The organism is Massilia sp. (assembly GCF_046293535.1).
In the GTDB taxonomy this organism is placed as follows: Bacteria; Pseudomonadota; Gammaproteobacteria; order Burkholderiales; family Burkholderiaceae_D; genus Telluria.
Window position 1 is genome coordinate 36,207 of sequence record NZ_JBKBOV010000003.1, and the last position, 13,108, is coordinate 49,314.

At 66.0% G+C, this 13,108-nt stretch carries 10 protein-coding genes; 2 read left to right on the forward strand and 8 right to left on the reverse strand.

What is annotated here, in order from left to right; translation table 11 throughout:
- Positions 1-45 precede the first annotated feature (45 nt).
- The 8 genes from ACK4S9_RS02645 to ACK4S9_RS02680 form a co-directional block, all read right to left on the reverse strand.
- The gene (locus ACK4S9_RS02645; protein WP_409721049.1) at positions 46-2,967 is read right to left on the reverse strand and encodes a ribonucleoside-diphosphate reductase subunit alpha; all 2,922 of its coding nucleotides are present in this window, start codon (positions 2,965-2,967) and stop codon (positions 46-48) included.
- A 609-nt stretch (positions 2,968-3,576) separates the two neighbouring features.
- A complete protein-coding gene (locus tag ACK4S9_RS02650; RefSeq protein WP_409721052.1) occupies positions 3,577-5,043 on the reverse strand; it encodes a sigma-54-dependent transcriptional regulator in 1,467 nt (488 codons plus the stop codon).
- Between the two features lie 33 nt (positions 5,044-5,076).
- A complete protein-coding gene (locus ACK4S9_RS02655; RefSeq protein ID WP_409721055.1) occupies positions 5,077-6,729 on the reverse strand; it encodes a two-component system sensor histidine kinase NtrB in 1,653 nt (550 codons plus the stop codon).
- Between the two features lie 8 nt (positions 6,730-6,737).
- Positions 6,738-7,001 carry a PP0621 family protein gene (locus tag ACK4S9_RS02660; protein WP_409721058.1) on the reverse strand — a complete coding sequence of 88 codons (264 nt, stop codon included), beginning with the start codon at positions 6,999-7,001 and terminating at the stop codon, positions 6,738-6,740.
- A complete protein-coding gene (locus ACK4S9_RS02665) occupies positions 6,998-7,801 on the reverse strand; it encodes an inner membrane protein YpjD (protein ID WP_409721060.1) in 804 nt (267 codons plus the stop codon). Before ACK4S9_RS02665 ends, ACK4S9_RS02660 begins: the two co-directional genes overlap by 4 nt.
- Before the next feature lie 234 nt (positions 7,802-8,035).
- On the reverse strand, positions 8,036-8,830 hold the full coding sequence (locus tag ACK4S9_RS02670; protein WP_409721422.1) for an ABC transporter ATP-binding protein: 795 nt from the start codon (positions 8,828-8,830) through the stop codon (positions 8,036-8,038).
- 34 nt (positions 8,831-8,864) lie between these two features.
- Positions 8,865-9,713, reverse strand: coding sequence for an ABC transporter permease (locus ACK4S9_RS02675; protein WP_409721062.1), 849 nt, complete (start codon positions 9,711-9,713; stop codon positions 8,865-8,867).
- A gap of 10 nt (positions 9,714-9,723) precedes the next feature.
- Entirely contained in the window at positions 9,724-10,695 is a 972-nt protein-coding gene (locus tag ACK4S9_RS02680; RefSeq protein WP_409721065.1) for an ABC transporter substrate-binding protein, read from the reverse strand.
- Between the two features lie 375 nt (positions 10,696-11,070).
- On the opposite strand from ACK4S9_RS02680, the gene ffh reads away from it, so the two are divergent.
- Both ffh and ACK4S9_RS02690 read left to right on the forward strand, forming a co-directional pair.
- Positions 11,071-12,438 carry a signal recognition particle protein gene (gene ffh, locus ACK4S9_RS02685; protein WP_409721068.1) on the forward strand — a complete coding sequence of 456 codons (1,368 nt, stop codon included), beginning with the start codon at positions 11,071-11,073 and terminating at the stop codon, positions 12,436-12,438.
- 232 nt (positions 12,439-12,670) lie between these two features.
- Positions 12,671-13,057, forward strand: coding sequence for an SWIB/MDM2 domain-containing protein (locus ACK4S9_RS02690; protein ID WP_409721071.1), 387 nt, complete (start codon positions 12,671-12,673; stop codon positions 13,055-13,057).
- Positions 13,058-13,108: the final 51 nt, after the last annotated feature.

The window sequence follows — 13,108 nt, forward strand, 5'->3', positions numbered from 1 at the left end:
TTAACGGTGTAAGCCAGCGTTCATGCTGGCCTACACCTTGTTTGATTACTGGCAGGCTTCGCACTCGTCGAAGCCGGCGTCGCCCGGACGCAGGTAGCAGGCGGCGCCTTCCACCACGTCCGCTGCCGCGGCGGGAGCTGCCGCCGGGGCCGTCGCCGCCGGCGCCGCATGGCCGGCCGCCAGGCCGCCCGAGACCGGCACCGCGTTCAGGGCGCCGGTGCGGGTGGTCGACTTCTCCATGTGCGTCGCCGCGATGGTGCGCAGGTAGTAGGTGGTCTTCAGGCCGCGCAGCCAGGCCAGTTTATACGTCTCGTCCAGCTTCTTGCCCGAGGCGCCAGCCATGTAGATGTTCAGCGACTGGGCCTGGTCGATCCACTTCTGGCGGCGCGAAGCCTGTTCCACCAGCCACTTCGGCTCGACTTCGAACGCCGTGGCGTAGATGTCGCGCAGGTCTTGCGGCACGCGGTCGATCTTGGAGAGCGAACCGTCGAAGTACTTCAGGTCGGCGATCATGACCTCGTCCCACAGGTCGCGTGCCTTCAGGTCGCGCACCAGGTACGAATTGATCTCGGTGAATTCGCCCGACAGGTTCGATTTCACGTACAGGTTCTGGAAGGTCGGCTCGATGCAGGCCGACACGCCGATGATGTTCGAGATGGTCGCGGTCGGGGCGATCGCCACGCAGTTCGAGTTACGCATGCCGAACTGCTTGATGCGCTCGCGCACCACGCTCCAGTCCATCGATTCGCTGGTGTCCTGCTCCAGGTAGCCGCCACGCTCTTCCGCCAGCAGCTTGATCGAGTCCTGCGGCAGGATGCCGCGGTCCCACAGCGAACCTTCATAGGTCTCGTAGCGGCCGCGCTCCTCGGCCAGCTCGGTCGAGGCCAGGTAGGCGTAGTAGCAGACCGCTTCCATCGACTTGTCGGCGAATTCGACTGCTTTCTCCGAAGCGAACGGCACGCGCATCATGTGCAGGCAATCCTGGTGACCCATGATGCCCATGCCCACCGGGCGGTGGCGCATGTTCGAATTGCGCGCCTTGTCCACGGCGTAGTAGTTGATGTCGATGACGTTGTCCAGCATGCGCATCGCGGTGCGGATGGTCTTCTGCAGCTTGGCGTGGTCCAGGCCCTCGCCCTTCATGTGCTGCGGCAGGTTCACCGAGCCCAGGTTGCAGACGGCGATCTCGTCGGCGCTGGTGTTCAGCGTGATCTCGGTGCACAGGTTGGACGAGTGCACCACACCGACGTGCTGCTGCGGCGAGCGGATGTTGCACGGATCCTTGAAGGTGATCCACGGGTGGCCGGTCTCGAACAGCATCGACAGCATCTTGCGCCACAGGTCGAGCGCTTCGACCTTCTTGTACACGGTCATTTCGCCGCGCGCGGCCTTGGCTTCATAGGCGACGTAGGCTTCTTCGAAGGCCTTGCCGACCTTGTCGTGCAGGTCAGGCGTTTCGCTCGGCGAGAACAGGCTCCAGTGGCCCTTCTCCATCACGCGCTTCATGAACAGGTCCGGAATCCAGTTCGCGGTGTTCATGTCGTGCGTGCGGCGGCGGTCGTCGCCGGTATTCTTGCGCAGGTCGAGGAATTCCTCGATGTCCATGTGCCAGGTTTCCAGGTAGGCGCAGACCGCGCCCTTGCGCTTGCCGCCCTGGTTCACCGCCACGGCGGTGTCGTTGACCACTTTCAGGAACGGGACCACGCCCTGCGACTTGCCGTTGGTGCCCTTGATGCGCGAGCCCAGCGCGCGCACCGGGGTCCAGTCGTTGCCCAGGCCGCCAGCGAACTTCGACAGCAGCGCGTTTTCTTTAATGGCGTCGTAGATGCCTTCGAGGTCGTCGCCGACGGTGGTCAGGTAGCACGAGGACAGCTGCGAGCGGCGGGTGCCCGAGTTGAACAGGGTCGGGGTCGAGCTCATGAAGTCGAATGACGACAGCAGGTTGTAGAACTCGATGGCGCGCGCTTCGCGGTCGGCTTCGCGCAGGGCCAGGCCCATCGCGACGCGCATGTAGAAGGCCTGCGGCATCTCGATGCGGGTTTCGCGCACGTGCAGGAAGTAGCGGTCGTACAGGGTCTGCAGGCCGATGTAGCCGAACTGCAGGTCGCGGTCGGCGACGATGGCCTTGGCCAGGCGCTCGAGGTCGAACTTGCCCAGCTCTTCGTCCAGCAGTTCGTTCTGGATGCCCTTGGCGATGTACTGCGGGAAGTAGGTGATGTATTCAGCGGCGGCGCCGGCTTGCGGCACTTCATGGCCGAAGACTTCCTTGCGGATGGTGTGCAGCAGGATGCGCGCGGTGACCTGGCTGTAGGCCGGGTCGGTTTCCATCAGGGCGCGGGCGGCCAGGATGGCCGACTTGTGCAGCTCCTCGACCGGCACGCCGTCGTACAGGTTCTTCAGGGTCTCGGCGACGATGGCGTCGGCGTCGACGTGCTTTTCCAGGCCCGAGCAGGCGGCGTTCACGAGGGCGTGGACGTCGTTCATGTCGAGCGGACGGCGCTCGCCGCCGTCGACCACGTGGATCTGCGGCGCGGCGACCTGGGTGCCGCCAGCGGCTGCCTTGGCCGCCTTGCGCTCTTCCATGCGCTTGGCGCGGTACAGCACGTATTCGCGCGCGACGTCATGCTCGCCCGAGCGCATCAGCGACAGTTCGACCTGGTCCTGCACGTCTTCGATGTGGAAGGTGCCGCCGTTCGGCTGGCGGCGCACCAGCGCGGCCACCACGTTGCCCGTCAGCTGCTCGACCAGTTCGCGGATGCGGGCCGATGCGGCGCCCTGCCCGCCGGCGACGGCGAGGAAAGCCTTGGTCATCGCGACCGAGATCTTGTGCGGCTCGAAAGCGACCACGGCGCCGTTGCGGCGGATAACCCGGTAGTCACCACGGGCGACGATCTCTGCGGGCGTGGCGGTGGCCGACGCGCCTGGGGTGACGTGGGGATTGATCGAAATGTCTTGTGCTGTTTGCATTGAGCCTCCAGTGAGCAGCGGACCTGCCGTTTGTCTTGCGCCGGACTTGTCACCCGGACAAAATTTTAAGCAAAGCGATACCCCGCCAGATGGAAATTCTTACTGGCAACCAAGCAAGAGATCGATGCGGCAGGGTAGAAATCGTTGTTGAATCAGTGGCTTGCAGAGCAAGCTTCAAGTCGAACGTGAATCTAGTTTCTTCTGATCCACTACCACTATATCTAGTGTTCGAACTTGATATGAGACTAATTGTAGTGCCTGACCTAGGTCACGGCAAGTGAGGAAGCCCCTAATTTTTTTCCTTTTTTTTGGTGCGTAGGCTTGACAAGCCCATATCGCCAGAACGACGGGCGGTATGCGGTGAGCGAGCACTAACCATGGTCCGACACACTGCACAAGGCTTAATCAAGCCCATGCGCCGCGCATCGTTCTTGTGCATTTTGCACTGGCGAAAAGACAACAAGATGACACGCCGGTCTTGATTTTGTAGGGTGGTCGGCTTGTCCGACCGCGCGTTCAAATTTCGCCTGCGCAGAGATGATGTTTGCTGTTCACCTACTGTCTGGACGCGCGGACGGCGAAGCCGTCCACCCTACATTATAGAGATGCTCATGCCTGGTCATCCGGCGCGCAGATCTCCAGCTTCTGCATCTGGTAGCGCAGCTGGCGCACGCTGATGCCGAGCAGGCTTGCCGCCTGGGTGCGGTTGAATTGGGTCTGCTGCAGGGCGCGCCCGATGATCTCGCGCTCGACCTGGCTCAGGTACTCGGGCAGGTTGCCGGGCAGGCCGTTCGGGCCGAGCATCGCGGCGGCGGGCGCCGCTTCCACCGGCGCCGGCGACGGGGTCGGCAGCGGCTCCGGCATGGGCGCGGGCTCCGGCATCGGCGCCGGCGCGCTCGCGGCCGGTTCGCGCCGCGCCGTATCGCCCGGCCGCGCCGCCTTGAGCGACAAATCGCCCACCTCGATCACGCCGTCGTTGGCGAAGGCCAGCGCCCGCTCCAGCACATTCTCCAGTTCGCGGATATTGCCCGGGAAGGAGTAGGCGCGCAGCCTCTCCAGCACGCCCGGCCCCAGCGCGGCTCTGGCCGGCCCGGCCAGGCGCGCCAGGATCGCCTCCACCAGGGCGGGCAGGTCGTCGATGCGTTCGCGCAGCGGCGGCAGCGCCAGTTCGATCACGTTCAGGCGGTAGAACAGGTCCTGCCTGAACCTGCCCTGTTCCACGCATTTGGCCAGGTCCTGGTGGGTGGCGCTGATGATGCGCACGTCCACCGGTTCCTCGACCGTGGCGCCGATCTTGCGCACGCGCCGCTCCTGGATGGCGCGCAGCAGCTTGACCTGCATCGGTAGCGGCAGGTCGGCCACTTCGTCCAGCATCAGGGTGCCGCCGTTGGCGGCCTGGAAGAAGCCGTCGCGCTCCTCGGCCGCGCCGGTGAAGGCGCCCTTGCGGTAGCCGAAGAACTCGGCCTCCATCAGGGTTTCGGGAATGGCGCCGCAGTTCACCGCGACAAAAGGCTTGCCGGCGCGCGAACTCCGGGCGTGGATCTCGCGCGCGGCCAGTTCCTTGCCGCTGCCCGATTCGCCCGTGATCGAGATTGGCGCGTTGGAGCGCGCCAGCCGCCCGATCTGGGCGCGCAGCGCCTCCATCGCGGCGGAGTCGCCGATCATGCGCGAGCCGGGCGCCGCGCCGTCCGGCCGCGCCGCCGGTGCTTCGGACAATTTCAGGGCCGAGCGCACCATCACGCGCAGGGCGTCCAGGGCCACCGGCTTGGAGATGTAGTCGAAGGCGCCGGCCTTGAGCGCCACCACCGCGTTCTCGGCGCTGCCGTAGGCGGTGATGACGGCGATCGGCGTGCCCTTGTGCGAGGCCGTCACCTCGCGCACCAGTTCCAGCCCCAGGCCGTCCGGCAGGCGCATGTCGGTCAGGATCAGCGCGTAGTCGTGCTCCTCGACCAGGCCGCGCGCCTGGCGCAGCGTGGCGGCGCTGTCGACGTCCAGCCCCATCTTGAGCAGGGTGATCTCGAGCAGTTCGCGCAGGTCGGCTTCGTCGTCGACCACGAGGATGCGGGGTGCGGTCATGGTTCCCTCTAATATATACAGGCAGCCGGGACGTCAGGCCGGCTGCGCGAAGCTGATCACGAAACGCCCGCTCGCCCGGCGCGGTCCGGCGGCGGTGGGGTCGAAGCGGTATTCGTAGTCGAGCTTCGCGTCGTTGTTCAGGCACAGCTCGCGCGCCAGGTACAGGCCCAGGCCCGTGCCCTTGCTCGAGGTGGTGTAGAAGGGCTCGAACAGGTGGGCGCGCACCTCGGGCGTGATGCCGGGGCCGTCGTCCTGCACGTGCAGTTCGATGCGGCCGGCGGCGTCCAGGGCCGGGAAGATGCGGATGCTGCCCGCTTCCCTGCTGGCGTAGCGCACCGCATTGTTCAGCAGGTTGAGCAGCACCTCGTGCAGGTGCAGCGGGTCGAAGCGCACCGCGCTGCTTCCCGGGTCGCCCAGGTAGACTATATCATCCGCGAGCCCGTGGGTTTCGCAGAATTCGGCCTTCAGCTCGGCGAGAAAGCTTGCCAGCTGCACCGGCTCGCCGTTCGGCTGCACCTTGCGCGACAGCTGCAGGATGTCCTCGACCATGCGGTTCACGCGCGTCACGTTGTCGCCCACGATCTTCAGCAGGCGCACTTCGGCCGGGCCGTGCAGGTCTTCGGCCAGCAGCGCGGTGGCGTGGCCGATCGCCGACAGCGGGTTGCGCACCTCGTGCGCGATGCTGGCGGTGAGGCGGCCCATCGAGGCCAGCTTGAGCTGCTGCGCCTGGTTCTCGATGGCGCTCACGTCCTGCATGAACACCACGCTGCGGCCCAGCGCGACGTCGAGCGTGTCGACCCGGGCGAAGCGCAGCTTCAGGTGCACCGGCTGGTCGCGCCGGCCGCGCAGGGGGCCGGCGTCTTCGTGGTAGGGCTTGATGGTGACGAAGAAGGCGCCTTCGCCTGGCGCGCGCAGCCAGGCGCCGAAGGCCTGGGCCAGGGGCTCCAGTCCCGGCGCTTCGCCGAGCCGGAACGCCGCCTCCTCCCCTTCCAGGCCCAGCATGCGCCGCGCCGCCGGGTTGCCGGTGAAGACCGCGTTGTCGTCGCCCACCACCAGGATGCCGTCGCCGACGTCGGCGATCACGATCGCGTTGATCGCCTGCTGGACCCGCAGGTCGGCGCCGCGCTGCGCCGCCAGTTCCTCTTGCTTGATCAGGCGCGCGGCCATGCGGTTCACCACCAGCACGCCGGCGAAGAAGGCGGCCCCGTACAGGCCGGCCTGCATGGGCGAGCGCCCGTCGTCCCGCATGAAGACCTGCCAGGTGGTTTCAAGCAGCAGGAACAGGGTGGCGACGGCGCTCGAGAACAGCGCCATCGTCAGGGGCGCCAGGATCGCGGCGCCGGCCAGCGGGAACAGGTACAGGATCGCCAGGCCGCTGCGCATGCCGCCGGCTTCCAGGTAGAGCAGCGAGATCACGGCCAGGTCGAGCGCGATCTGGCCGCCCAGTTGCAGGGCGAAACGGCGCCGCCACCAAGCCCCGAGCGCGCCGAAGACCAGCGCCGCCGCCAGGTAGAACAGGCAGGCTGGCGTGCTGGCCGCGTCCAGGCGCACGCCGTCATCGGTGATGCTCACTCCGAGGTAGAGCAGCAGCACCAGCGCGATGACGATGCGGGTGATGGTGAAGGTCTGGAGCGAGCGCCACAGGGTCGTGCGCGCTTCGCGGGACAGCACCGCTCCTGGCGACATCGGCCGGCTTACCGCGGCGGCAGGCGCACGTGGCCCGGCGAGCAGTAGTCGTGGCCGTCGGCGTGGACCGCCTCCGAGGCCGGGAAGTGGATGCCGCAGTGCGCGCACTGGGTCATGGTTTCGATCTCGGCCACCGGCGCCTGGCGCGGCGGCTCACGCGTATCTTGCCGATCGAGGGGCGGCTGCCGGCGCGCGCCCAGGCCCTTGAGCTTGGCGCGGATCGCCAGCACGACCAGCCCGATCAGGAGGATCCAGAAGATGACGCGGCTCATGCCAGCCCCCGGTGCAGGACGACTTCGAGCACGAAGCGGCTGCCGACGTAGGCCAGCGCCAGCGTCGCGAAGCCCGCCAGCGTGAAGCGCAGCGCGGTCTTGCCGCGCCAGCCCTGATACCGGCGGCCGGCCAGCAGCGCCGCGAACAGCAGCCAGGACAGCAGCGCGAACACGCTTTTATGGTCCAGGCGCAGGGCGCTGCCGAACAGCTGTTCGGAGAACACCACGCCCGACAGCACGGTGAGGCTGAGCAGGATGAAGCCGATCCAGATCACGCGGAACAGCAGCTTTTCCATGGTCAGCAGCGCCGGCAACTGGTCCAGCGCGCTGCCGAGCCAGCCGCCGCCGGCGGCGCGCGTGTGCAGGCGCGCCTCCTGCAGCGCCATCAGCACCGCGTGGAAGGCGGCGATGGTGAGCGTGCTGTAGGCCAGCACCGCGACCGCGACGTGCCAGCCGAAGGCCGGCGACTGGGCGTTCAGGGGCAGCAGGCTGCCGGGGAAGATCACCGGCAGCACGCTTGCCGCGACTGCGAAAGGCATCACCAGGCGGCGCATGCCGTCCAGGGCGAAATTGCGGTTTTCCAGCCAGTAGGCGGCCACCGAGACCCACAGCGCGCTCGAGAGCATGATGGCGAAGCCGACGCGCAGCCGGCCCGGCTCGGCCACGTCGAGCCCGAGCGCGGCGCCATGCACCGCCCAGGCCACGGCGGTGACGCCTGAGATGACGGCGCCCCGGCGCGACGGCAGCAGGGCGCACACCGCGTACAGCAGGGCCGCGGCGAGAAAGAGGGAATTCTGCATAATAGGAGTCTACACCAACGGGGGTGGCGGGGGCAGGCCCTCTTCCGGCGGCTAGAGCTTGCTGAATCGGCTGCTCACGCAAAAACTGGGTCCCGGCCTGCGCCGGGAGTCGTGGGCGCCAGTGGCGCGCACGACGGCCTTCGGGCTAGTGGTGCAAAACTTATAAGTGTCAGCTCAAGCACGTCATCCCGGCGCAGGCCGGGATCCAATTTTGGTAGCGTCGTCACTACCTCATCAATCCACCGCCGCCATCCGCAACTCCTCCGTATGGTGCCGCTGCTGCTCCTCCATCACCATCACGCCCAACTCGCGCTTGAGCGCGTTGAATTCCGGCGCCGCCGGATCGCGCATGCGCGGGATGTCCACCAGCAGATCGCGCTTGACCGTCCCCGGCCGGTAGGTCATCACGACGATCCGGTCGGCCAGGTAGACCGCCTCCTCGATGCTGTGGGTGACGAACAGGATGGTCTTCCTCAGCGCGGACCAGATGCGCAGCAGCTCGTCCTGCAGGTTGCGGCGGGTGAGCGCGTCCAGGGCGCCGAAGGGCTCGTCCATCAGCATGATCGGGGAATCCAGCGCCAGCACGCGCGCGATCGCCACCCGCTGGCGCATGCCGCCCGACAGGTCCTTGGGAAAGCGCTGGCGGAAGTCGCCCAGGGACAGCATGCCCAGCAGCTCGCCCACGCGCGCGCGGATATCGGCTTTGCCCATGCCCTTGATGTGCAGGCCGAAGGCGATGTTGTCCTCGACCGTCATCCAGGGGAACAGCGCATACTCCTGGAACACCATGCCGCGGTCCGGCCCCGGCGCGGCAACCGGCTGGCCGTCGACCGTGATCGTGCCGCTGCTGGGCAGCGAGAAGCCCGCCACGGCGCCCAACAGCGTGGATTTGCCGCAGCCGGACGGCCCCAGCAGGCAGGTGAACTGCCCGCGCGGGATGTCGAGGTGGATGTCCTGCAGCGCCGTGACGGTCCTGCCGCCGGTCTCGAAGACCTTGTTGACGCCGTCGATGCGGATATGCGGCTCCATGACCTGCGACGGGATACCATGCGGTGCGTTCATGTCAGTGCTCCAGGCCGCGGTGCCAGCGCAGCAGGTGGTTGTTCAGGCGGTTCATGGCGATGTCGATGGCCAGGCCGAGCAGGCCGATGGTGATCATCCCGGCGATGATCTTGTCGGACCAGAAGTACTCGCGCGCTTCCAGGATGCGAAAACCCAGCCCGTTGTTCACGGCGATCATCTCCGACACGATCACCACGATGAAGGCGGTGCCGATCCCGATCCGCACCCCCGACAGGATGTAGGGCACGGCGGCCGGCAGGATCACGCGCAGGAACATGGTGGCGCCGCTCGCGCCCAGGTTGCGCGCCGCGCGCAGGTAGATGCCGTCCACGTGGCGCACCCCGGCGATGGTGTTCATCAGGACCGGGAAGAACGCCCCCAGCGCGATCAGGAACACGGCCGGCGGGTTGCCCAGCCCGAACCACAGGATGGCCAGCGGGATGTAGGCGATCGGCGGAATCGGGCGCAGCAGCTGCACCAGGGGGTTCATCCACGCGTACACGACGCGGCTCGCGCCCATCGCCAGCCCGAGCGGCAACGCGAGTCCGGCCCCCAAGGCGAAGCCCACCACCACCCGCACCATGCTGGTCCAGATGTCGATCGGCAGCTCGCCCGAGAATGCCCAGGACCACCAACCGCCCTCGGTATAGGCCTCGTACGGCACCAGCGGCAGCAGGTAGGCCACCCACTTGCGCCAGACGTCGAGCGGGGCCGGCAGCACCTGCGGGTTGACCCAGCCGTTCATGGCGACCCACTGCCACAGCAGGACGGCGGCCACCGGGACCACCGCGCCGACCGCCATTTCGCGCCAAGCTTCACGGGAATGCTTGCGTCTGTTCCGAGTGCTCATGGTCGGCTCCTCACTTCACGCCCAGGCTGTTCTTGGCGGCCGCCAGCAGGTCGGTGCGCACCCACTCCCGGGCCACCGGCGGTTTCGCCATGCGCCCCACCCCGGTCCTGGCCATGATGTCGGTGGTGACCTGGATATGTTCGGGCGTGATGTCGAAGGAGTACGGCGAGTTGCGGATCGCTTCCTGGAAGTCCTCGCTCGTGATCTGGTTCTTGAAGATCGTCTCGCGCACGTACTTCTCGGCCACCGACGGGCTGTCGATGAAAGTCCTGGTGGCCTCGACGAAGCAGCGCATGAATTTTTCCGCCAGCGGACGCCGTTCGCGGTAGAACTTCTCGGTCATGACCATGGTGCGCACCGGCTCGCCGATCTGGGTGTCGTAGGGTTTCATCACCTCGACCCCGAAGCCCTTGTTGATCGCCTGCGAGGACTGCGGCTCGGACTGCATCATGGCGTCGATCTGCCTGCCGAGCAGGGCCTGGTTCAGGTCGGCGTAGGACAGGAACACCAGCTGCACGTCCTTGCCGGGCGCCGCGTCGGCCTTCAGGCCGTGCTTGGCCAGCTGCGCCATCAGGAGCACTTCCTGGATCGCGCCGCGGGTCACGCCGACCCGCCTGCCCTTGAGCTGGGAGACGCTGCGGATGCCGAGGTCGGGCCGCGCCACCAGGCGCGCGCCGCCCTTGGCGAAACCGGCCACCACCACGATCGGCGCGCCGCCGGCGCGGCCCGAGATCGCCGCCTCGGAGGCGGTGGCGCCGACGTCCAGCTCGCCCGCGATGATCGCCTGCATCACGTCCAGGCCCTTGGCGAACACCTTTTCCTCGACCCGGATGCCGCACTTCGGCGCGATCTCCTTGATGTACGAGACCGCGCCGAAATGGGCGAGCTTGAGGTTCCCCAGCCGGACCACCTCCTGGGCGCCGGCGCCGCCTGCTGCCAGCAGGGCGGCTGCGGCGAGGATGCTGCTGAATAGCTTGATCATGCCTGTTCTCCCGTATATACAAATGCGCAAGACAAATGGTGTCGCCTGTGTCCCGGCGCGATGAAACATGCGCAGGCACAGAGATCGATGCTGCAGGGAAATGGCCTATGAGTACGTGAGCTATATCAGGAATGACAAGGTTTCCATATGATCGAACGCATCACACTTGAGGAAAAACTGCGTTATATCGCTGCGGCGGTCGAACTCGGCGGCTTGTGCAAGGTAGAATGCTGGTTTATTCGTAGGGTGGTCGGCTCTGCCGACCGCGCGTTCAACCGACGGCAGCGCTGCGACTACGCCGGCACTTGCCGGACGCGCGGACGGCGAAGATCACCCCTACCAAAGCATCGTCACATATATACATTCAGGTAGAACATGCTAGATAACCTTACCCAACGCCTAGCCAAGGTCGTCAAGACGATGCGCGGCGAGGCGCGCCTTACCGAGGCGAACACCGCCGAGATGCTGCGCGAAGTGCGCATGGCCCTGCTGGAAGCCGACGTGGCGCTGCCGGCGGTGCGCGAATTCATCGCCAAGGTCAAAGAGAAAGCGCTGGGCGAAGAAGTCATCGGCTCGCTCAGCCCCGGCCAGGCCCTGGTCGGCGTGGTGCAGCGCGAGCTGGCGGCCCTGATGGGCGCCGACCTCGGTCCCGACGCCACCCAGCTGTCCTTCGCCCAGCAGCCGCCGGCGATCATCCTGATGGCCGGCCTGCAGGGCGTGGGTAAAACCACCACCACCGGCAAGCTCGCCAAGTACCTGAAAGAGCAAAAGAAAAAGAAGGTCCTGACGGTTTCCGCCGACGTCTACCGCCCTGCCGCGATCGCGCAGCTGGAGTCGGTCACCAAGCAGGTCGGCGCCGACTTCTTCCCGTCGACCGCCAACGACAAGCCGGTCGACATCGCGCGTAACGCGCTGGATTGGGCCAAGAAGCACTACCACGACGTCCTGATCATCGACACCGCCGGCCGCCTCGGCATCGACGAAGCGATGATGCAGGAGATCGCCGCGGTGCACGCCGCCGTCAATCCGGTCGAGACCCTGTTCGTGGTCGACGCCATGCTGGGCCAGGACGCGATCAACACCGCCAAGGCCTTCAACGATGCGCTGCCGCTCACCGGCGTGGTGCTGACCAAGCTCGATGGCGATTCGCGCGGCGGCGCGGCCCTGTCGGTGCGCCACGTGACCGGCAAGCCGATCAAGTTCGCCGGCGTGTCCGAAAAGCTGGACGGCCTCGAAGCCTTCGATCCGACCCGCATGGCCAACCGCGTGCTGGGCATGGGCGACATCCTGGCGCTGGTGGAAGAAGCGCGCAAGGGCGTCGATGCCGAGGCCGCGACCGAGCTGGCCAACAAAATCAAGGGCGGCGGCAAGTTCGACATGAACGACTTCAAGGCCCAGCTGACCCAGATGAAGAAGATGGGCGGCATGTCCGGCCTGCTCGACAAGCTCCCGGCCCAGTTCCAGCAGGCCGCGGCCGGCGCCAACATGGACCAGGCCGAGAAGCAGGTGCGCCGCATGGTCGGCATCATCGATTCGATGACGCCTGGCGAGCGCGCCAAGCCCGAGCTGATCAAGGCCAACCGCAAGCGCCGCATCGCGGCCGGCGCCGGCGTGCAGGTGCAGGAAGTGAACCGCATGCTGAATCAGTTCGACCAGATGCAGACCATGATGAAGAAGCTCAAAGGCGGCGGTCTGATGAAGATGATGCGCGGTATGAAAGGCATGATGCCGGGCCTGCGCTGAGCGCTCGGCGTCTTCTGAAAAACCGCGCAGGCACGGGCTTTGCGCGGTTTTTCACATTCTGGCGCACGATTTTTTCATTTGCGTGCTCGCTAGTGTGAGATAGCTCGCATAATGGGGCTTACAAGAATGAAAAAATTTCGAAAAAGACTTGCATGAACAGTAAAAGGCCACCAATATAAGCCGGTGCGTCAATAACGCAACTTTCCCTGTGATCGTTTTAGGAGGCTCGAAGATGGCAACAGCCAAAAAATCCACCGCAGCGCCAGCCAAGCAAGCCGCCAAGCCGGCAGCAGCGGCCAAGCCTGCAGCAAAAAAAGCAGCTCCAGCAAAAGCAGCAGCGAAACCAGCAGCGAAGCCGGCCGCAGCACGCAAGCCGAACGCCGCTTTCATGAAAGAGATGACGCCGTCGGGCGAACTGGCAGCAGTGGTCGGCAACAAGCCGCTGCCACGCACCGAAGTCACCAAGAAGGTCTGGGACTACATCAAGGCCCAGAACCTGCAGGACGAATCGAACCGCCGCATGATCAACGCCGACGACAAGCTGAAGGCTGTCTTCGGCGGCAAGGCACAGGTCTCGATGTTCGAAATGACCAAGCTCATTTCGGACCACCTGAAGTAAGCACTGGCCGGCTGTCCAGTAGCCTTGTAAATGAAAAGCCCCGGGTGACCG